At 38.7% G+C, this 21040-nt stretch carries 26 protein-coding genes; 17 read left to right on the top strand and 9 right to left on the bottom strand.

The window, feature by feature from the left end:
* Positions 1-64: 64 nt before the first annotated feature.
* The gene (locus tag RMY63_RS35890; RefSeq protein WP_322733263.1) at positions 65-550 is read left to right on the top strand and encodes a type II toxin-antitoxin system VapC family toxin; all 486 of its coding nucleotides are present in this window, start codon (positions 65-67) and stop codon (positions 548-550) included.
* A 156-nt stretch (positions 551-706) separates the two neighbouring features.
* Here RMY63_RS35890 and RMY63_RS35885 read toward each other — a convergent pair whose 3' ends face one another.
* From RMY63_RS35885 to RMY63_RS35875, 3 genes are read right to left on the bottom strand one after another with little or no spacing between them, the layout of a single operon-like run.
* The gene (locus RMY63_RS35885; protein ID WP_322733262.1) at positions 707-856 is read right to left on the bottom strand and encodes a hypothetical protein; all 150 of its coding nucleotides are present in this window, start codon (positions 854-856) and stop codon (positions 707-709) included.
* On the bottom strand, positions 849-1148 hold the full coding sequence (locus RMY63_RS35880) for a type II toxin-antitoxin system RelE/ParE family toxin (RefSeq protein WP_322733261.1): 300 nt from the start codon (positions 1146-1148) through the stop codon (positions 849-851). The genes RMY63_RS35885 and RMY63_RS35880 overlap by 8 nt, the downstream gene beginning before the upstream one ends.
* Positions 1148-1372 carry an addiction module protein gene (locus RMY63_RS35875; RefSeq protein WP_322733260.1) on the bottom strand — a complete coding sequence of 75 codons (225 nt, stop codon included), beginning with the start codon at positions 1370-1372 and terminating at the stop codon, positions 1148-1150. Before RMY63_RS35875 ends, RMY63_RS35880 begins: the two co-directional genes overlap by 1 nt.
* 567 nt (positions 1373-1939) lie before the next feature.
* On the opposite strand from RMY63_RS35875, the gene RMY63_RS35870 reads away from it, so the two are divergent.
* Together RMY63_RS35870 and RMY63_RS35865 are read left to right on the top strand one after the other, a co-directional pair.
* On the top strand, positions 1940-2176 hold the full coding sequence (locus RMY63_RS35870) for a ChpI protein (RefSeq protein WP_322733259.1): 237 nt from the start codon (positions 1940-1942) through the stop codon (positions 2174-2176).
* Complete coding sequence (locus tag RMY63_RS35865) at positions 2176-2514, top strand: type II toxin-antitoxin system PemK/MazF family toxin (protein ID WP_322733258.1); 339 nt, start codon at positions 2176-2178, stop codon at positions 2512-2514. The genes RMY63_RS35870 and RMY63_RS35865 overlap by 1 nt, the downstream gene beginning before the upstream one ends.
* On the opposite strand, the gene RMY63_RS35860 is transcribed toward RMY63_RS35865, so the two are convergent.
* On the bottom strand, positions 2484-2627 hold the full coding sequence (locus RMY63_RS35860; RefSeq protein WP_322733257.1) for a hypothetical protein: 144 nt from the start codon (positions 2625-2627) through the stop codon (positions 2484-2486). The genes RMY63_RS35865 and RMY63_RS35860 overlap by 31 nt on opposite strands.
* Before the next feature lie 37 nt (positions 2628-2664).
* Between RMY63_RS35860 and RMY63_RS35855 the strand changes: the two genes are divergently transcribed.
* The 9 genes from RMY63_RS35855 (at position 2665) to RMY63_RS35815 (ending at position 9374) form a co-directional block, all read left to right on the top strand.
* On the top strand, positions 2665-3003 hold the full coding sequence (locus RMY63_RS35855; RefSeq protein ID WP_322733277.1) for an Mpo1-like protein: 339 nt from the start codon (positions 2665-2667) through the stop codon (positions 3001-3003).
* Positions 3004-3025: 22 nt separating this feature from the next.
* On the top strand, positions 3026-4030 hold the full coding sequence (locus RMY63_RS35850; protein ID WP_322733256.1) for an aromatic ring-hydroxylating dioxygenase subunit alpha: 1005 nt from the start codon (positions 3026-3028) through the stop codon (positions 4028-4030).
* A gap of 198 nt (positions 4031-4228) precedes the next feature.
* Complete coding sequence (locus tag RMY63_RS35845) at positions 4229-4969, top strand: hypothetical protein (protein WP_322733255.1); 741 nt, start codon at positions 4229-4231, stop codon at positions 4967-4969.
* Between the two features lie 5 nt (positions 4970-4974).
* Entirely contained in the window at positions 4975-6033 is a 1059-nt protein-coding gene (locus RMY63_RS35840) for an aromatic ring-hydroxylating dioxygenase subunit alpha (protein WP_322733254.1), read from the top strand.
* Complete coding sequence (locus RMY63_RS35835) at positions 6017-6922, top strand: ferritin-like domain-containing protein (RefSeq protein ID WP_322733253.1); 906 nt, start codon at positions 6017-6019, stop codon at positions 6920-6922. Before RMY63_RS35840 ends, RMY63_RS35835 begins: the two co-directional genes overlap by 17 nt.
* A 39-nt stretch (positions 6923-6961) precedes the next feature.
* A complete protein-coding gene (locus tag RMY63_RS35830) occupies positions 6962-8167 on the top strand; it encodes a P-aminobenzoate N-oxygenase AurF (protein WP_322733252.1) in 1206 nt (401 codons plus the stop codon).
* Positions 8168-8185: 18 nt separating this feature from the next.
* Complete coding sequence (locus RMY63_RS35825; protein ID WP_322733251.1) at positions 8186-8470, top strand: 2Fe-2S iron-sulfur cluster-binding protein; 285 nt, start codon at positions 8186-8188, stop codon at positions 8468-8470.
* A gap of 32 nt (positions 8471-8502) precedes the next feature.
* Positions 8503-8895 (top strand): deaminase domain-containing protein, encoded by a 393-nt coding sequence (locus RMY63_RS35820; RefSeq protein ID WP_322733250.1) that lies wholly within the window; start codon positions 8503-8505, stop codon positions 8893-8895.
* Positions 8896-8909: 14 nt separating this feature from the next.
* On the top strand, positions 8910-9374 hold the full coding sequence (locus tag RMY63_RS35815) for an SMI1/KNR4 family protein (RefSeq protein WP_322733249.1): 465 nt from the start codon (positions 8910-8912) through the stop codon (positions 9372-9374).
* Between the two features lie 119 nt (positions 9375-9493).
* Here RMY63_RS35815 and RMY63_RS35810 read toward each other — a convergent pair whose 3' ends face one another.
* Positions 9494-10042, bottom strand: a complete 549-nt coding sequence (locus RMY63_RS35810) for a hypothetical protein (RefSeq protein ID WP_322733248.1) — start codon at positions 10040-10042, stop codon at positions 9494-9496.
* Positions 10043-10268: 226 nt separating this feature from the next.
* Between RMY63_RS35810 and RMY63_RS35805 the strand changes: the two genes are divergently transcribed.
* The 4 genes from RMY63_RS35805 to RMY63_RS35790 all read left to right on the top strand — a co-directional run bounded on the left by RMY63_RS35805 (position 10269) and on the right by RMY63_RS35790 (position 14234).
* A complete protein-coding gene (locus RMY63_RS35805) occupies positions 10269-11291 on the top strand; it encodes an aromatic ring-hydroxylating dioxygenase subunit alpha (RefSeq protein WP_322733247.1) in 1023 nt (340 codons plus the stop codon).
* 56 nt (positions 11292-11347) lie between these two features.
* A complete protein-coding gene (locus RMY63_RS35800) occupies positions 11348-12100 on the top strand; it encodes a sterol desaturase family protein (RefSeq protein WP_322733246.1) in 753 nt (250 codons plus the stop codon).
* Positions 12101-12207: 107 nt separating this feature from the next.
* Positions 12208-12705: a DapH/DapD/GlmU-related protein gene (locus RMY63_RS35795; protein WP_322733245.1), complete on the top strand. Its 498-nt coding sequence runs from the start codon at positions 12208-12210 to the stop codon at positions 12703-12705.
* Positions 12705-14234, top strand: a complete 1530-nt coding sequence (locus RMY63_RS35790; protein ID WP_322733244.1) for a GH3 family domain-containing protein — start codon at positions 12705-12707, stop codon at positions 14232-14234. The genes RMY63_RS35795 and RMY63_RS35790 overlap by 1 nt, the downstream gene beginning before the upstream one ends.
* Positions 14235-14238: 4 nt before the next feature.
* Here RMY63_RS35790 and RMY63_RS35785 read toward each other — a convergent pair whose 3' ends face one another.
* From RMY63_RS35785 to RMY63_RS35775, 3 genes are all read right to left on the bottom strand, one after another.
* Positions 14239-14586 (bottom strand): hypothetical protein, encoded by a 348-nt coding sequence (locus RMY63_RS35785; protein ID WP_322733243.1) that lies wholly within the window; start codon positions 14584-14586, stop codon positions 14239-14241.
* Between the two features lie 81 nt (positions 14587-14667).
* The gene (locus RMY63_RS35780; RefSeq protein ID WP_322733242.1) at positions 14668-16155 is read right to left on the bottom strand and encodes a CIA30 family protein; all 1488 of its coding nucleotides are present in this window, start codon (positions 16153-16155) and stop codon (positions 14668-14670) included.
* A 384-nt stretch (positions 16156-16539) separates the two neighbouring features.
* On the bottom strand, positions 16540-18051 hold the full coding sequence (locus tag RMY63_RS35775; protein WP_322733241.1) for a hypothetical protein: 1512 nt from the start codon (positions 18049-18051) through the stop codon (positions 16540-16542).
* A gap of 927 nt (positions 18052-18978) precedes the next feature.
* Between RMY63_RS35775 and RMY63_RS35770 the strand changes: the two genes are divergently transcribed.
* Positions 18979-19635: a hypothetical protein gene (locus tag RMY63_RS35770; protein WP_322733240.1), complete on the top strand. Its 657-nt coding sequence runs from the start codon at positions 18979-18981 to the stop codon at positions 19633-19635.
* 366 nt (positions 19636-20001) lie between these two features.
* Here RMY63_RS35770 and murD read toward each other — a convergent pair.
* On the bottom strand, positions 20002-21040 hold a 1039-nt coding region (gene murD / locus RMY63_RS35765; protein WP_322733239.1), incomplete at its 5' end, for a UDP-N-acetylmuramoyl-L-alanine--D-glutamate ligase.

The following is a 21040-nucleotide window of genomic DNA, read 5'->3' as shown; positions in this document are numbered from 1 at the left end:
GGCTAAAACCATCAATAGTATAAGTTAAGGGGATAGTTTGGAGCAAAAGGAATCATAAGTTGCCGTGACGGAAAGCGTCTACATTGAAACCAGCATCTTAGGTCACTTGACCGCTAGACCAACAGACAACCTTATTCTTGCTGCCAACATCAAGATTACACAAGACTGGTGGAATGAAAATCGTAGTTCATTCATAATCTATGCTTCAGAAATTGTTGAGGATGAAGCAGCTAGGGGAGATCCAGCGATCGCATCTCAAAGGTTGAGTATGTTACAATCCTTCATGCTTCTTGAACTCACAGAAGAGGCTCTAGAGCTTGCCCAAGCATTCCTCAACCAAAGTAATCTCCCACCAAAAGCATCAAACGATGCTCTGCATATAGCATTGGCAACAGTCTATGGCTTAGACTATCTGCTAACATGGAACTGCAAACATATGGCAAATGCCCAAATCCAACGCAAGCTATCACAAATTAGCTCTGAACTTGGATATGTTTTACCAGTTATTTGTACACCTTATGAACTCATAGGATATAATCAGGAGACTTAATTATGTACAAAAACGAAATAGTAGAAGAAATTCACAAATACAGAGAAGATTACGCTCAATCATTTCAATATGATTTGCAAGCTATATTTAACGATTTACAAAGAAAACAAACCGAACACAAGCATAGACTGGTAAGACTCCCAATCAAGCGGAGGTCTAACAAATCACTGCATCCGAACGCAAGCTAGATCCTACAGCGAAGCGATCGCTGATTAGGAACGTTAGTGCGATCGCTGTTCTTGTAGCTTGGGTTAAGTAACGCAACCCAACAGTAATATTATCGCTGTGAAGAGAAATTTTATTCAATTCTATCCAACCACTGTTTTGGATTGCGTTTTGCATGGAAGCAAGCAAGTACAAAAACTGTATCTTGGTCAAAAACGTAGAGAATTATATATGGAAATCGACGGATTAATGCTCTTCTTACATGTTTGTGGATGATTTGGTAAGCAAGGGGTTGTCGTCCAATTCCTGACAGACAAGCATCAACAGCACGGACAAATTCAGAGCCTAAACCTGGATTTTGAGATTCGTACCACTCAAAAGCATCCTGAATATCATATTCTGCTTCTGGCTGAATAATCAGGTTATAGTTCATTAAGAGAATCCTAACCGTTTTTTAACCTCTTCCCAACTAGAACCACTTGTAGGGTTTTTCTCGTAATTTTCTAACCGTCGATCTAATTCCTGTTGTTGTGTTGAACTTAAGGGCAGTTCCTCTTGCTGTTCTAAGATACTGTCCCATAAATCTTCAGCCAGTTGGATACGTTCTGCAATGCTGAGTTCAGAAATATCAAATTTCAAGAGGGGATGGAGACTCATGAGTACAGAGTTAGGATTGAGCTTTCACCTATTTTATAACATAGTGTGATACCTACGCCGGGTGGAGCGATCGCTTTATTCAGTACAGGTATGAGTTTGCTATAGGACTATGATTTGATTGCGTGAAAAAACTCCGTACAACTCGAAAAGCCTTCAGCCCTATTCCCTACTCCCTACTCCCTACTCCCCAGCTACGTAGATAATTTCAGAAATCAAATATGATTCCTATATATTAAATAGTGCCTCACCAATAATCACTCGTAAATAACTTGTAAAATTTAAACAGCAAAAAATCCCTCCATTCTTATGAGTGAAAAAGTTCAGACTGAAAAAGACAAGCTACAGGCAAGCACTAGTATAGAGATAAATCAAGAAACAGAAAACGAAAAAGTTCTATGTTCTCATTGTCAGCGTACTGCTACGAACGGCATTAAATGTAAAGGTATTTGTGTGGCTGACAATGACTATTAACGTATAAATTATATTGCTTACTCCTGAAAATTATATCTTGACTAATGCGATCGCCGATCTTGTATGATCAAGGTATAACTCAAGTTATACCAAACTATGAAAACAGCGATTTCAATTCCTGACCCTCTCTTTGCGGCTGCTGAAGAATTTGCAAAACGCATGGGTTTATCCCGTAGTCAGCTTTATGCTGTGGCACTTCAAGAATACTTGCGATCGCATAAACGGGATGAAATTACTCAACAGTTAGATGCTGTATATGCTGATGAAGATAGCAGTCTTGATCCATTGTTTGTAAAGCTACAAGCGCATACTATATCTGAGGAAAATTGGTGATGCAGCGAGGTGAAATTTGGTGGACAGACCTGCCAATGCCTGTTGCTTCCGAACCAGGATATCGTAGACCAGTTCTGATCATTCAGTCAGATGAGTTTAATCGTAGCCGAATTCGGACTGTGATTGCTGCTGTACTCACAACTAATCTGCGGCTGGCTGAAGCTCCAGGCAATATTTTGGTGACAACAGATGAAACTGGTTTACCCCAAAACTCGGTTGTGAATGTTTCCCAAGTGATTACTGTGGACAAGTCGTTTTTGATGGAGCAGGTAAGCCAAGTAAGCGATCGCGTAATGGTGCTTGTTGATCAAGGTCTTCGTTTAGTACTTGCACTATAGGTCTTGAGTTGTGCCAGCAAGATAACAAGTTGATCGAGCGGACGGTTGAGATATCTGGGTGGTGTTGCCAGCGATCGCACTAAATAAGGATTTATTCTAGAAGGTTTTGACATGAATTATTATAATCTTCAACAAAAGTTAAAAGATTAGATTAATAATCAAATTCTGGATCATCCTTTTACAGACTATTGGGATATCTTTATTCTTAAACATCAGCATCCGATTAATATTACTCTACACATTCTGGGAATATTATTTTTTTACGGCTTACTCTTTTATACTTGGAAGTTGCAAAACTTTTGGTTACTCTTAGGATTACCGTTAACTCAATTATTGGGATTAGCCGGACATTTTTTATTTGAGCATAGCCATATTGATTTACAAGATGCTGTTTTTTATTGGCGGGCTTCCTACTGTTTAGGTAAAATGTTATTTAGAATTTGGACGGGTAAATATCAAGATGATATTCGCCAACGACAAGAAATATGAAATAATTATTTATCAAACAATTATGCAAATATTTAACAACTGGAATGTAATCGCTAAGGGTTGGTATATTGCCTGTCCTAGTCATGAAATACCTAAAAAAACAGCAAAATCTGTAGAAGTATGCGGTCATAAAATTGCCATTTTTAGAGGTGGAGATGGGCAAGTGCGGGCTTTAGATGCTTACTGCCCTCATTTGGGAACAGATTTAGGAATTGGGAAGGTTGATGGGAATTGGATTCGTTGTACATTTCATCATTGGGCATTTGATGAAACAGGGCTTTGTCAAAATATTCCCTGTCAATCAGAAATTCCTACTCAAGCTAAATTACAAGCTTATGCAACAGAGGAAAAGTATGGATTTATCTGGATTTATCCTGATGCTGAAGCACCCGAGAGAGTGGCTGATTATGATGAATTGAAGGGAAAAGAAATTGTTGCAAAAGCTGATATTGCATTTGTAAGAAGTTGCCATCACCATATCTGTATGATGAATGGAATTGATGCTCAACATTTAAAAACAATTCATCATTTAGATATCAAAATGGATTTATCGCTACATCGCAGTGAGTTAGGCACACAAATTGACTTCACAATGCGGGGACAATTCCCTCAAACTACTTGGAGAGAAAAGTTAGGTCAAAGATTTCTTGGTTCTACATATCAGTATTCAATGCGTTATGCTCATGGTTGCATTGGTTTATTAACAATGATGAAGGATGTTAAGCTTTTTCCCCCACTATATATGATATATGCTTATACTCCAATTGCACCTGGAAGAACGATCATTCAACCGATTTATGTAACTGAAAAACGTCAGGGTATTCTGGGATATCTGCAAAGTCAGTTTTTGCTATTCTGTACTCGGTTAGCTTACTATATGCTCAGAGATGAGGATGGCAAAATTTACGACAATATTCGCTTTAATCCAAAGTTGCTCCTTAGTATTGATCGGCCATTAGCTGAATATATGGAGTATGTAAATCAGCTAAAACCGTCTCGATGGTCAAAAAATAGGGGTGTAGAATAGTAGGTTAGATTAGCAACAGCGTAACCCAACAAAAGCTTTGGTAATGTTCAGTTTCTTAACCTAAGAGGTTGTTTGAAAAGTCTAATTCATTACTAACCATTTTGGAATCTGTCACACTACGCCGTAATTTTACCAAATTGGTTAATAAAGTGTTAAATAAACACATTTATCCAATTTAATCTAAGTAATTTCCGAATAATGAAGAGTTTGCTGATTCCTGTTCAAAATTTGCAACCAAGCGATCGCATCGCCATGTATGCGCTGCTGCAAAATCACTTTCAAGGTATAACCTGGGATGGGTTTGAAATTGATCTAGAGCGCAAAAACTGGGTTTTGTTGTTGAGAGATGAAACATCCAATGCACTCAAAGGATTTTCAACTTTGATGTTATGCCAAAAGACCTTTTTGGGAGAAAAAATTAGTGTGGTATATTCCGGCGACACTATTGTTGATCCTAGTGCTTGGTCGAGTACAACACTACCACGTAGTTGGATTGCCGCCATCAATTTTCTGCGTCAACATTATGCAGAAAATAAACTTTACTGGTTGCTAATTTGTTCTGGCTTTCGCACTTATCGTTTTCTCCCTACCTTTTGGCAAGATTTCTACCCCCGTTATGATGTCACAACACCTGCCGATGTTAAGAATCTAATGGGTAATTTGGCACAGGAATATTATGGTAACTTATACCAAGAAGCAAACGGTATTGTCAGGTTTCCGCATCCCCAAATTTTACGGGAAGGGCTGATTGAAATTCCATCAGGACGACAGACTAATCCTCATATCCAGTTTTTTGAGGAAAAAAACCCTGGCTATCGGTTAGGGGATGAATTAGTTTGTTTAACTGAAATTAACTATGAGAATCTCACCCGTGCTGGAAAACGGATGTGGGAGTCAGAATCATCGTTAAATTTTGTGCAAGATTGTGTTCTAATTTAAATTTTATGGGATCTACAAACCCACAATCAAACTTTAACAATCCGACACAATTTGTGGAGGGATGGTACTGGGCATTACCTTCGAGAGAATTAAAAGTTAGCCAGGTGAAAGCGGTAACACTGCTGGGTAAAAATTTGGCAATTTATCGGGGAGTCAGTGGTGAAGTAGTGGTGGTGGATGCTTATTGTCCACACATGGGCGCTCATTTAGCAGAAGGTAAGGTAGAAGGTGATGGAATTCGCTGCTTTTTTCATAATTGGAAGTATGACAGTGGCGGAATTTGTGTAGATATTCCTTCTCTCGAAAAACCGCTACCTGTGTGTATTAAAACTTGGCACACGGCGGAAAAGTACGGCATGATTTGGGTTTGGGCGGGAGAAGAAAAGCCAAATTCGCTACCCTTTGTACCAGAACTAGAACAGGCAGATTGTGATTATATATTGGGGTCTCGATTTGTCAAAAACTGCCATCCCAATGTCTTACTAATTAATGCAATTGATGCTCACCATTTCAATACAGTACACAATTTGCCCTTAGAAATTGTATTTGATTTCCAAAACCTCAACCCCAACGCTATTACATTCAGCAACACTACACGGGGAGGGGATGATTCCTGGTTAATTCGCCTGATTCGTCCTCTATACCGCAACGAAGTTACTTATAGTATGTGCTATTGGTATGGCAGCACTGGCACTGTGACACTAGGGCCAGATTTCCTGCACTTCTACATTATATTTGCGCTGCGAATGATCGAAGGTGGTAAAACTGAGGGGCAAACAATTCTTGTGACTCCCAAACGTCCTAGATTTTGGGGATGGGTTTTAAATCGTGGTTTATTATGGTTAACTCAGCAGGTTGGGAATTACTTTGCAAAAGGGGATACACAGGTATTCCAGACAATTCAGTTTGATTTGAAAACTCCCACCAAAGCAGATCAATCTATTTTGCAATTTATTCAGCATATTAATCAACAGAAAGCCTTAAGCTGGATAACTTGGCATACTGTTAATTATCCAAATATTCAAACCCAAATTGGACAGGAAAAAAATGGATTTAAAATATAATACTGCCGGTTTTGACCTACCATATAAAGATTCTGATGACTTTTTACGACGGATATTAACAGCAGCATTACCTAATCAAAATAATTTTGCTACTTACCCAAAATTAAATTATTGGGATGCTGAATTTTTCAACTTACATCAAGTCAAAATTTTTCAAGAATCTAATATTAATGAACAATCTGCTATTCTGGAACTTGCCAATCGTAGTCTGTTAGAAGAATCATATTTCATAGAAAAAGCAGGCGTTGGGTACATGGCAAAAATGGTACTGTTAGCAGAAACAGTTGAAGAACGAATGCTTTATGGACTGTTTACGGCTGATGAAGCTACCCACGTTCATCAAATTAGCCATTTTTTACCAGAAACGGAAGTAACTAGCACGGACGATCCGTTTTTGCGCTTATTATCAGAAGTGGTTGAAAGTGCAGATAAAACAGTTTTGTTATTTGTGCTACAAGTCATTTTAGAAGGATGGGGTTTAAGCCATTATCGGCGTTTAGCGAAAGAATGTCGCTATCCAGTTTTAGCAGAACTTTTTTCTAGTTTTTTACAATCTGAATCCCGTCATCACGCTACAGGAACCACCTTATTTAATCAAATTACTGTTTCAGCATTGAGTCAAACAACAATTCTTGATGTATTGGCACAGTTTTTGTTTATGGTACAGGTGGGGCCGCAAAGTATACTAACAGCAGTCGAACAAGTGAAAGGATATCTGACCCGATCGCAAAAAATCCAAGTATTACAAGAACTAGATACAGAGACTCACAGTGGAACGCGATTACAAATATTGCGATCGCTCATGGGGATAAAATCAGCCCAGTCTATCCTGCAAAATTTAGAAGAACGTGGAGCCTTTGAGCCCCTCCCCGCCCATCAATGTGTGTAATAAATATCAATCTTATCTCTGCGTGAAATAAAAACGGATATGGAAAAAACTATTCATCGCAAATTACAAATTAACCACACCCGCAACAAACAGCAAGATCATACTGCTTTAATGGATGAAGCAGTTACCAATTTTCGCTATGAAGATTGTCAAAACGAGTATTGGAATCCAGAGGAATTTTCCCTGCTATATGGTACACCTTTATGGGAACAGTCCAGTCAACATCAGCGTATAATTTTGAACCAACTTTACTGGGTAGCTTACTACTCACAAATTGTTTCTGCTGAAATAGCCACTATCTTTTTCAATCAAACCAGTGCAGCCGGACTTTACGCTCAAGAAGATTTTCGCTTAATCTGCGATACATTAGATTTGGAATCTTCCCAAGAGCGATCGCACATTAACGCCTTCCGCACAATTGCCAAACAGGTTGAACAAGCGTTGTTTGGGGAACTTATCTTTACCTACCCGATGCGCGGTCCCTTTACAGAAACGATGGTTTATGCTGACACCAATGCCCTAAAAACTTGGTGGAAAAAAATTCAACTTCAATACTTTGGGCTGATTTCTGCCAATAATACTTTTTTAGCTTGTCAGTATTTCACAGTCCGGGGAGTGCGGACACTAAACGGTAAGTTAGTACAGCACAAACTCAGCAATTATTATCAAAAACATCCCCATCCTGAAGTTGCTCCAATTCCTGCTAAAGTTTCCTATTATCACTTTCTCGATGAAAGTTTTCACTTCAATAGTTCGACAATTATATCTCACGATGTTATCACCTGCCTTAAGCCACCAACTGCGTTTGAGCGACTAGTTGCTAATTTAGGATTGCTGGGATGTCAGCGCGATCATTTTCATTTTTCTGCGGCGATAAACGGGATTTTTTGGTACGATCCGGCACTGTATAGCAAGATTTATCGGGTGTTGCGATCGCCTATTTTTGAGATGAGTGACAAGGATGCTAAAGAAATGATGCAGCGTTGTTTTACGGAAGAGTCAGAAGGATTACAGCGCAGTTTTTCAACTCATCAGGAAGCGATGAAATCTTATCAGGTGTATGTTGAAAAACTCGATTATCTTTGGCAACGTAATCGGGATATGTCGCTGATGGCTACTAATTCAATTTCTCGATATTTAGCAAATCAACAAATGGCTTTTCAAGGTTTTGAACAGCGAGATGATTTGTTTTTAGTTCACGCAAAAACGCAGAGTCGTAGAGAGGAATGCAAGAGTGTTGTTTAGGTAAGATTGTTGCGTATTATGACTGACTTCTGTAACATATCGTTTCCGGGAAGTGATTTTGTTCCGATCACTCTGGAATGCCATCAAAGTTTGTCTGAACATCTCACGGTTCAGAATTCACCTGTTTTATTTGGTTGTCGGACTGGTATTTGTGGCACTTGTTTGGTCGAGGTTATTGGTGATATTCCTCCTCCCCAACCTGATGAACAGGAAATGCTGGAGACGTTAGCAGCTAATATTCCGAATGTTCGGTTAGCTTGTCAGGTTGATGTTACAGAGAATATTGAAATTCGTAGAGTTTAGATAATGATTTAAAAACAACTAAAAGAGCAAGTATGGATTGGTTAGAGCGCGTCGCAGAAATTCGTAAAACTTGTAACGTGCCAGCACCAGCCCGAAATGTTGCTATTGCTAGAGTATGGGTAGATGAGACGTTTACCGAGCTATTCGCCTTTAGTGGTAAGCTCTTACGAGACGGAGCGGTTGTTGTACCGAATCAACCGATGTTTAAAACCTTTGAAGTTACCGGACACCGAAGAGACTTAGACTCAGAGTACAAAATATTAGAAGCGATCGCCCAGAAATATACAAATAATAGAGAAGTAAAGGGTAAGATTGAGTTATTCACCGAAAGAGAGCCATGTGATTCGTGTGAGTATGTCATTAAGCAGTTTAGGCAAACTTTCCCGAACATTCAGCTAAATGTACATCACGGAAACATTGCGTAAAGGAGTCGGTATAAATGTCAATTCGCAATTTACCCAAACCACTTCAGCTTATTTTTAACGAAAATCAGCTTTCGCCATGTTCAGATTTGGAAATAATTCAATTTGAACAACAACAAGGTATTACTTTGCCCAGTATTTACAAAGATTTTCTCAAGATGATGGGGCATGGTGCAGGTAAGTTTTTGCGTGGTTCTGATTGCTTCTACCAGCATCTACCGCAAATTCAAGAATGGGCTAAAGAACTTTTGGTAGAAAATGATTTTCCTGAAGCTTTGCCAGAGGATGCTTTTGTATTTTTCATGCACCAGGGTTATCAGTTTAGCTTTTTCAGGCTGTCAGAAGGTGATAATCCACCAACTTACTCATATTGTGAAGGGCAGCAAGAGCCTTATTTTGTTAGAAGCCATGATACGTTTAGTGACTTTTTAGGGGTGGAAATAGACTTTTATTTAAAGTCTTCGATGTTTATAGTGAGTTAAATATTTGTCATATTAAATTGACAATCTGTTTTGATCCTACCTAATATCGCACTTGTCAGTTTTTGGAAATTTTGGGTTTACTAGCGTCAACCCAAAGTATTCGCACCTACTGATTAAAATTAAGAATTATTTTCTTGTTGTAATTTTTGTATTTCTTCTTCCTTATCCGATACTTGTCTTCTTAAATTCTCAATCTGCTGTTTGACTTCAGCCGAACCTCTTGCGAATGTATTTACCACTTCCAAGTAACGTTCAAGTTCCAACATTGTACGCTTCATTTGTTTAATTGATTTATTCGCAAGAGATAAAATTTTTTGTTTGCTTGCATTGGTTACGTTTTTAATTTGGCTATCTCTTTCTCTTTTAGCAAGATAATCAGTGACATTGTTATACTCTGACCATGCATTAACGAATTGTATATTGTGAATATATTCACTAAGAATTTCCTTTATTTCATCAGCTTCTTCAGGAGGAGAACATACGATCTTTATATCAGAGTAATTAAACTCCAATCCATCATCGCTTGGATATCTCCATTCTCGCTCCCACATAAAACCTTGATAACGTGAATTTTCATTAAGAGATACAGAGGGTTCTTCTCTTCCTTCACCATTTAAAATTGCATGAATGGCATTGTGACCTGTCATGTGAAACAGAAAGGGAGACATATCCGGTTTCTCTACCGATGTAAGCTCGAAGGTGGGTGTATTTATCCAATAGTTATCCCAGTAATCTTAGTTTGGCATATATTCCTGGCTCATTGCTAATTTAGACTAACAGTTAATATAATCTAGTTCCATATCTTCACTTGATATTTCTCTACCTTTTGCAATCCTTCGCAGTTGCGACAAGTTAATCCTTTTTCAATTCGGACGCTCTCTCCCAATTTCCACTATGCAATTTGCAGATTTCTGGTACATTGTCGCACTCAGCGAACAGTTACAACCTAACAAGGTATTATCACGTAGCATTTTAGGGGAATGGTTAGCGATATTTCGCGGTGAAGATGGACAACCCGTAGCTTTGCGCGATCGCTGTTTACACCGTAATAGCCGTCTGTCCACAGGTAAAGTTTGTGACGGTGCTTTACAATGTCCCTATCATGGTTGGGTATATGACAGGGTTGGGAATGTTATTGTTGTTCCAGCCGAAGGAGATAACTTCAAACCTTCCTCACAGCGTCGAGCCAAGTGTTACGCTACCAAAGAGCAGGATGGCTATGTTTATGTGCGGTTAGCCGATACCCCAAGTGTTGATTTTGAACCCTTTTCTATGCCTCACTACGGAGAAACAGGATGGGAGACGGTGCGGGTAATTAACCGTTTTGCTAACAATGTTACCAATTGTGCGGAGAACTTTATTGATATTCCCCATACGGCTTTTGTTCATCCTGGTGTTTTCCGTACTTCCCGTCAACAAAAGCTAGAGATGACTGTTGAACGCCAGAATGGTTCGGTTTTGGTGGAGTATCGCAACGAAAACAGTAATTTGGGATGGTACAGCCGTTTTCTGAATTTGCAGGGTGCAGAGATTAAACATAGCGATCGCTTTTATATGCCAAATATTACCTCTGTGGAATATAAAATGGCATATAATCGCCATTTGTTTATTACCAGTCAATCTATTCCAGAAACCGATAATTCAACTCTGGTTTACACGGATGTCACCTACAACTACGGTATTTGGAATAAGTTAGCACGTCCTTTTGTGCGGTGGACTGCTCAACACATTATCCACCAAGATGTGGAAATTTTGGGGATTCAAGGGGAAGCGATCGCTAAATATGGTACACAATTTTATAATACGCCTGCGGACACAATTCATATATTTGTAGAGTCAATTATAACAGCTATATCTCGTGGAGAAGATCCGCGTTTATTGCCAAATCAATCAGTAAAAGTTACATTTTGGGTTTGAAAATAATTCGTAATTCGTAATTCGTAAGTAATTAAAATCAGGATGAGCAATCACAAGTGGAAATACAAAATTTTTTACAACTACTAATTTTTGGCTCTTTTATCGGATTAATTGGTTGGACTCTTAACAATCAGGTTGGACGAACTCAACTTCAAGTTAAAAGTCGTGAAGATTGGTTGCTAGATGGTACAGGATTAACGATTCAAGGAATTTTAATTCCCTTACTACAAGCTAATTTAGTTTATTGGTTTTATCAATATTTATTACCCAGTCAACAAGGATATTTAAAAGTATCATTAATTCCGAGTTTTGTTATCAGTTTTGTTATAATTGATTATTTATATTATTGGAATCATCGTTTATTACATACTAAATTGTTCTGGAAGGTTCATCAAGTCCATCATACTGTTACTCAGATGGATGTATTAGGAACTTCCCGGAATACACTCTGGACAAGTTTCTTAATTATTTATTTATGGATACACACTTTGTTTTTGTATCTGTTAGCCGATCCAACAGGTTATGTACTTGGAGTTAGTCTAACTTCTGCGTTAGATTTATGGCGACATAGCCGCTTGATAATTCCTGAAAGTAGCTGGCTTTCTCAACTTTTATCTCTTTGGTTAATCTTACCACAGGATCACGCTTGGCATCATTGCCGCGAAATCCATAATTATAACTATGGAGCTAATCTGAAAATTTGGGATAAGTTACATGGAACATATTATGAAAGCAAAAAGTTGCCATCTATAATCGGAATTCCTAGCTCTTTAAACTTGTTACAAAAACTTTTATTTCCGTTTACATGACAGTTACAAGTAAATTTTTTTTGTTTTTCCCCACCATTGTATTAATAATAATTGGAGTAGCAATAGTCTACCTCGCCTATTCACCCAATATTTTCAGCATTCTAGCGATGTTCCTTTCTATTTATGGGCTACCAGTGCTAGTTTACCGCTTGCATGAATGGGTTTATCCTGTGCGGGAAGGTATTAGTTATTTACAAAATAAAGAATATAATTCCTGGTGGGGTAGTCATCAAATTCAGGCAATTTATATTGCCATTCCAGCTTTAGAAGCAGTGTTGCGATTAATTCCGGGGGTATTTTCCTGTTGGTTGCGATTGTGGGGTGCTAAAGTGGGGCGAGATGTTTACTGGACACCAGGTTTAGAAATTGCCGATCGCAGTTTATTAGAAATTGGCGATCGCGTCGTTATCGGGCATCGTGTCGGTATCTATTCTCACATCATTAAACCCCGCAAGCAAAATTTAATGTTGTATGTCAAAAAAGTCAAGATTGGCAGCAATGTTTTTGTGGGAGCCGGATCTCATCTTGCTCCTGGTGTCGTCATTGGTGATGGTTCTTATTTACCAGCAGCCAGCAACCTTTATCCTAATCAAAAGGTGCAATAATGCGTCCGATTATTCAGCTTTTTGGGCAAATACTCGCACCAACGGCAAGGCGATTTCATCAAGCTTTGGATAACCCAGAGTTAATGCAGACATCTGTAAAAAGGGAGATTTGCGATCGCCTAATCAAGAGTGAGTATGGTAAAACTTTAGGGATTCATTCTGTAGATGATTGGCAGCGTGTACCAATTGTAGATTATGATGCACTCGAACCCTACTTAAATCAAAAACAGCAGCAAATTTCCCTTACTCCCGAACCCATTTTATTCTATGAAAAAACCTCTGGTAGTAGTGGAGCAGTAAAATGGATTCCTTATACTCAATCTTTGCGGCGATCGTTTAATCAAATGTTCTGTGTATGGGCGCATGATTTGATTGTACACGGCCCGAAATTTTCTACAGGGAAGATTTATGCTTGTATCTCGCCGCAATTAAATGTAGTAGATAGCCAAGCTTTACAAGATGATTTAGATTATTTAGATGGTTGGTTGCGCTGGTTTTTACGCCCTTGGTTGGTGATGCCAAATAAACTTAATCGACTGCATGATGCGAACTTGTTTAAACATCAACTGGCTTTGGCATTATTAGAGGCTGAAAAACTAGAAATTATTTCTATTTGGAGTCCAAGTTTTCTGCAAATACATTTAAAATATATTCAAGAAAATCAGGATTTATTGCGAGGAGAATTACATAACTTAATTTCATATCATCGTCTGCAACTACTCAGCGAAAGTAATATTCCCTGGATGCAACTCTGGCCAAATTTAAAGCTGATTTCTTGCTGGGATAGTGCCAATGCAGCAGATCAAGCTCAAGGATTGCGTTCTGCTTTTAGCAGCAGCGCCTCGCTATCGCAATTTCCGGGTGTATTCATTCAAGGTAAAGGACTACTAGCAACCGAAGCCCCAATGACGATTCCCTTGATTGTCGCTGGGGGATGTGTGCCAGTTCTAGATGAAGTATTTTTTGAGTTCGAGGATGAGACTGGTTCCCTGTACGCTTTACATCAACTCAACATTGGCAAGGAATACACGATTATTTTATCGCAGAAAGGAGGTTTGTATCGTTATCGAATTGGCGATCGCATTCGGGTAACTCATTACTATCGCCACACTCCCTGTTTAGAGTTTCTCGGACGACATCAAGCTATTAGCGATTTGGTGGGCGAAAAGTTGCAAGAAACCTTTGTCAATAATGCTCTGACTCTCTTGAACTTGCAAGGAACTAATTTTAAAAGCTTGATACCGATTGCCGATCCTCCACACTATATTCTATTATTAGATTCGGCAAAAGAAACTCCAGAAATTATCGCTCAACAACTGGATCAGGCTCTATCAGAATCATATCATTACAACAGAGCACGAACCATCGGTCAACTTGCATCACCACAAGTTTTAATCTCTAGTCAAATTCCTGAAATATTAGTTTCCCACCGTATCCGCACTGGAAGTATTTGGGGCGGTATTAAGCATCCAATTCTGGCAACATCACCCATTAGCACTGAACTTCTACAAAAATTGAAATTTGATTAAATATTTAGCGTGATTCTAATTTAGCAACTCGCTCCTCTAATTTATTAACTTGTTGCTTCAATTCAATTACCAAAGTTGCAAGCCGATCAAACATTGGATCTTGCTGTGCTAAGTTCCTTCTGGAACCAGTTGATTGTCGTGGGGTAAGTGTTGTTCTTGAGGATGGAGACTGCCGAGTTTTACCTAGCTGAGACTCTAGCTGATTTAACCGCAACTCAACACGATTCAAGTCCGCTTCTAAATTATTGATGCGGGACTCTACTTGCTGTGATGAGGCAGTTTTGGAAAAAAAACTGCCCCAGATAATTGTTACTAAAATCCCGGCGATTACTAGCACCTTGATTTTTTTCATACCAAATAGCTGACTTGTTAAAACAGTCTATCTAACCAGACTTGGTTGAGATAATTTACAGACTGAAAATCTGTAAATATTTCATCTTTCATCTGGTTGTAACTTAGAAAATAAATTCTGCCAATCAATAGAGTTGACAGTATTTTCTCCCTGTTTAACCTCAAATGTGACGTTAGATGCTGTTCCTAGTTCTAGCGCTTGCACGCAAAGTTCTGCCACATCCTCACGGCTGATTTTGCCTCTAATATTGTCACCTTGCTCAAATATTAATTCCTTACCCCCTGCGTCTTCAGTTAAAGCACAAGGTCTAATAATCGTATAAGGAATTCCGCTCTCTCTTAAACTATCTTCTCCCTTCAACTTCCAAGTTAAAATTCCTCCCAATTGGTCATTTAATTTCACTGCTGGCGGTTCTTCATCTAAATTAATGCCAGGGCGCCTGGGACGAGTTACACCTGCTGAACTGACAAGGAGAAATTGTGGTAAAGCTGTCCCGCCATAAGCTTTAATTGATTCCAACTGGAAAGCAAAACCACCTGGGGAAAATTTGGGATTTAAAGCGCCATCGTATTCAAATTTGCTCAACATCAGTTGGAATGAACAAATTCTACTTTCCTGAATTGGCGGCGTATCTTTGACAACTTTTGCCCGAAATACGGGAGTCAAATCTGCAAAGGGAATGTGAATATCTATCCAAGTATTAGCTACGGTATCGAAAGAATAGCCATAGCCAATACCATCCCATTGTGTATCTGTCCGTAGAAATATTTTATAACGTTGACCGTCACCTTTGACACGCAATTTCACACCTTCGTAACTAGATAAGTTGAAGGGTGGATCAAAATTCTTCGTTCTAACAGAAGCAAATCCGCCAGAGTTAGCGGTGGAGACATTACCAGCAAATAAAGCTGTATTTTCTACTAATTGGATATTACTGGCACTCACACCACCCATGACAACATCATCCAGCGCTCCCCAGTTATCCTTTAATTCTGCCGATGGCTTGGTAAAATCAAATATTAGTTTTTCCTTCGCTTGGGATAAATATTTTGCTGCTGCTTGGACTAAGTTTTTGACTCCTTGATATTCTACATTTTCAGGAGTATCACCAACAATTTCTGGCTGGTAAAATTTAACACCTTGATAGTATTTAGCTCTATCTGCTGTGTCTCCCTCAACTGGTTGTACACGCACTGCTGTGCAACAAATTACAGCTTGGATATCAGACAGAACTAAAGGAGTTAAAGTTTCTGGTTGCGTGATATCCGCAACTACTAAATCTATATCATTACCAAGAATTGACCGCGCTTTGTCAATATCTCGAACTAGGGCGCGAACTTTATAACCTTGTTGAAGCGATCGCTGCACGACTCGTTTACCGACACCACCTGTTGCACCTGCTACTAATATTACACCCACATTTCTTCCTCCATTGGGTATATATTGATTATCCTTAGAACGACCTTGGATTAACTGCTGTACCCAGTTAAAGAAAGGAATTACCTCAAAGTAAGTCAGGGTTTCAATAAACCTGCCTAAGTCCCATTGAGAACGATTTTTGTCATTCATATTTGCGTCCTCATAACTTTCTTCAGCTTACCATTTCGTCTTTCCCCTACGCACAAATTCAAAGCGGGTTAATTTATCTTTGCGATTTGGAATTGGAAGTCTGGGATGATAAGCTATTAAGCATTTAAGAAAGCACATTGAGGCCGCAGGGGGGCAGGGGGCAGGGAGCAAGGGAGAGAGTTTGCAGCTTTTCTTGACAATGAAAATAGTGCAATTTGTAGGCGCGACAGCTTACTAAAGCAAACGATTGGTAAGGATTATAGCAACACAAACAGTTTATTCATCTGGTTTTAAAAGAATTGCAAACAGCAGATCCCCGACTACGTAAATGTTGTCGGGGATCTTGTTTATCATGAATGATTCAGAACTTCTGTAGTCGTTTATCTACAAACGAATATACCAAATCCCGTTATCATTTTGACGTAAAATACGGTATCTTCCCTCAAGAAATTCTATCATTATTGGGAAATTTATGTTGATAGTAGGCTGCTGAATATAATCAATAAAGATATAAGGAGGCTTAGATGAATCTAATTCTTCTAGAAGTTTTGTCCATTGCTCAGGCAGAAAATATTCAAGTGCCCAACCACGTATTGATGTTGCCTGAGTCCGATTGGAGAAGTAGTAAATAGATGGATCGCCAGCTACATAAATCTTCCCAGGAAGACTTCCTGGTTGGGAGATAAATTCAGCCTCTGAACGAAGAGATGAATATTTCTCTCTAAAAATAGTTTGATATTTAAATCTTGTATCTTCAGCTAAAGCAAAGTTATTATTAACCAGAACAATACTCTTTTTCATCAGAGTGTTCGATAAAGGCAAGAAAAACAAAAATATTAGCAGGATTGTAGTAAATGGTGAAATCATTTTTTTTAAAGACTCCCATAAAACATCTAATCCTTTAGTTGCTAAAATACCTATAGGTACAAACAATAGTAAATAATGGTATTCCCAAAATGCTCCACGTTGTAGAACAATGACACCCCAAGCAAAAATACACCAAATCACAAGTAGCAAAGTCAATATATTCTTAGACTTACGCAATGATACATCCACTCCAACAGTAGCGGCTAAAAGTAGAGGATAAAAATTATTTAAGAACCATTTTATTCCTGCAAAAAGCCCATTTGGGTCAAATTTGGAATTAGCAACAATCCGAGGTGGATATAAAAAGAATGTTTGATACAAAATTGGTAAACTATTAAACCAGGCAAAATAGCTAACAATAAATAAAATAGGAAATATAATACCCATAAAAATTGGAATACATATTTCTAGAAAAGCTTTTTGAATTTTCTGTCGTTTGATTAGCACAGAATATATCAAAACAGTTAGCCAAAATGAAATTAATATTAGCAAAAGTATTAATTTAAAAATAAGGATAATTCCACCAATAAAACCTGACAGTAAAAGTAGAAAGAATCTTTGTTTTCCTTCATATTTAAAAGATTGAGAAGTTAGCCAAAGACAAATGAATAAAGGAAAACTAACCAGTGCTTCCACTTGAGTAAGATGCCAAGGTTGTGAAACAGTATAGTAAACGCCAACTGTTAACAAAGGTACTAGACTTGCGATTATCGGATGCCGAAAATAGCTTTTTAGACTCAGCAATAATACTATAGACAGAAACACCATATAAATAAGTTCAAAGAGATGGATGCCAATCTCATTAAAACCAAAGAAAGTTCCTGCTAAAAAGTAAAAGCAAAAAATCCCCGGTTGCTTCACATCCCAAAAATCACGATAGAGTACCTTTCCTTGTTGCATCTCCAAAGCACCTAGCCGAAAAAATGCTTGATCTCCGTCAAATGGAAAAGGCAAATGTATAAGACCAATAATTACAATTGCAATCAAAACTAGAAAGTCAATTTTATTTAATTTATTAATATTAATCATCAACTTTTATAATCAAAAATTAAGCGAATATCCTACACTGATTAATATCCTAACAGGGTAAAGAGCAAGGTAATTTTAGGATATGAACTTAAAGTTTAAAGTTTCTGCGATCGCGTCAACACTGACTTTTCATATTATTAAAAATTAGCTGAAGTCCCAAAAATATTTAAGTAAGTAGGCAGGAATAAATTAAAGTATGTTAAGTAATGTAAAAAATATATTTTTCTCTATTTTGAAGGCTTTAGCCTTCAAAATAGGGCTAGAGCCGCTTAATATAAACCTTTAATTATTAACGTCGTTCTACTTCTTACACTGGAGGAAATAAGTATGAATAAAAACTTTCCTTCCAAATGGAGCATCTAACGTCGTCCACAGCTAAGTCTCAAGTTGCGCGTGGATTACTCAAACCGGACTATCTCTTGAAAAAAAATGCACTTGTGTGTAATTTTCCCAAAATGTCAACCGTATTGTTTTTAAGATTATCTGCTGAATGAAACAAGTACAGGTTACGTAAATTCGCTAATTGTTTTTTTGTGGTGTGAGATTATCCTTTGCATAACAAGGATTCCGGCGTATACGACCAAAAGCCTGATTTTCTCGTGATGGTTTGCTAGAAAACTTGGGAGTTACGTTTAGCTTATAAATACTACATGGCGATGCAGCTCTGCTTGATTACCAGAGAATCAGGGTTTGGGGCTTGAATCATAAACTGAGCTTATGACAGCGCGGAGAATTGAGTTGCGAACCTTGGCGCAACTAGATTTAAAGTAAGCTAAAAAAGGCGAAACTACAAAACGATCTAAGTCAGAACATCTAGACATCAGTGCTAGCAGGACAAGAAATGGAGTAGATGTCAAACGTAAGGATTTCAGCATTGTAGTTTGGATGTTGCAAAGATGTGCCTATTTGTTAAAGCCTAGTCAGTGTATGATGAAATCTCAAAAATACGAACAAACCCGTTCATGTGCAAAATGCGGCAATGAAGAAATGCGATGTCTTGATGAACTAACCGCAGCATTTGAAGAAACACGCGTATGGTCTGAATCTTGTGACAAATGCGGTTCCACAGATTTTAGTAGTGGAAGTAGCGTGCTTCCCCCACTATCTCGCCAACAATTAGAAACTTGGGCTATTAACGACGAGCTTCATTTCTCACAACAAGACGAAGATTTGATGCTTGCTAGTCCAAGTAATTTAGAATTACTGCTAGAATTTCTAGATTCTCCTAACACCCATATCTGGCAAAGAAGAACTTTAGTCTCCACGCTCTACGTACTTTGGTTCGATGCTAATCACCCACCGGACGAAAGCTCTCAAAGCAATGCCGAATTTGCCAAAAAAGTTGCTCTTGAAATTGATAAACGCAGATCACTGTTGATTGAATTGGGGGCTGACGAATCCGAAGAATTCGGCGAACCGCTTTGGTATTTAAGCAACTATCTTAAAAGAGAATTTGAAAAACACAAACCCTTTCCACACATATTCGTCGATGGGAGGCTTGATCCCATTAATCCCATCATAACTCTTAGAGCTATTGCAAAAGTGTTTTGTGATCTAATAAAACGTTTGATCATTTCCAATTAGGACATTTGATTAGCAGTGAAATTTTAGAGAGCTAAACAGCTTACTTCAAAAAAATTTATGCGACTGACCGGAGTAAGCCGTTGAACCTTTGAGCCTACATTCCGCAGGTCTATCATGTGAGTAGATAATATTTTTGGCAAGGAGCACTAAAAAACTGGAGAATCCAACGTCGTTCATCTGTAAGATTGGCAATCTGTTTAACTCCTGCGATCATTAGCAGATGAATTGATATGAAACATTTAAATTAGTACCAAATAATCTTTCTAGTATTTTGTCAAGTTAGTTTTGAGAGTTTGTAGTCAGGAATTTAGTACTTAGAAAACAATGACTAAAGTCCTGACTACGAACTTGTAGACATAATAATGCTTATCGACTTTGAACTATGGACTCTTGACTAGAGTTTTCAAGTTCTGGAAGTTCTACTCTGGCGGGTTTCCAACCTCCTGCCCAAGCAAAGCACAGATGACGGAAACGATCGCCCCGCACCTCAAAATTTGGGTACTGGTCAAAACTCGCACAAGCTGGAGATAGCAACACCACAGGCGCTTGATAGTGCTTGGCTAATTCTGCCGACTTGGGAACTGCCCTTTCCATAGTTTCCACAATATGGTAAGTATGATACCCTACCTCTCGGAGACGTTTGGCAAATGCGGGTGCAGCAGAGCCAATCAATAACACAGCAGCAGCTTTGGTTTGAATTTGTGCTAGCCAGCCGGTATCATCTCCTGCTTTAGCTTCTCCACCAGCAATTAAAATCGCTGGACTGTTAACAGATGCTAAACCTACTTCAGCAGCATCATAGTTGGTGGCTTTGCTGTCGTTAATGAAATCAATACCTTCCCATGTGCAGATATGCTCCAAACGATGGGCAACACCAGGAAATTCCCGAACTGCACGTGCGATCGCATCACGATTAATTCCCGCTAATCTTGCTGTTGCTACTGCTATCAAAAGATTTTGCTGGTTATGTTCTCCCACCATTCGCAAGGTAGATACCTTCACAATCGGTTCTGGTGCAGAGGTTGCGGTCAATTTTTCCACAACCCAACCGTCTTCAATGTAAAAGCCTTTTTTGCTAATCAGAAAATCTTTTCCTTTGACACTTGTCCAATAGGCATCAGGCCAAGCACTTAAACCTAGCTGGCTCAAATAGGCATCATCGCCATTGAACACTTGCAACTCAGACTGACGTAATAATTTGGCTTTAATGTTGTAATAGTTCTCTAAAGTCTGATGGCGACTGAGGTGATCCGGTGTGAAAGTCGTCCAAACTCCGATCCGGGGAGCAAGAGTGACGGAAGATTCTATTTGATAGCTGCTAACTTCCGCAATCACCCAATCGAGTGAGGAGGATGAGGGGGATGAGGGAGATGAGGGGGATGAGGGAGATGAGGGGGATGAGGGA

The sequence above is a fragment of the Nostoc sp. ChiQUE01b genome (assembly GCF_034531255.1).
Taxonomy (GTDB): domain Bacteria; phylum Cyanobacteriota; class Cyanobacteriia; order Cyanobacteriales; family Nostocaceae; genus Nostoc.
This window is presented reverse-complemented; position numbering and strand designations above follow the sequence as displayed.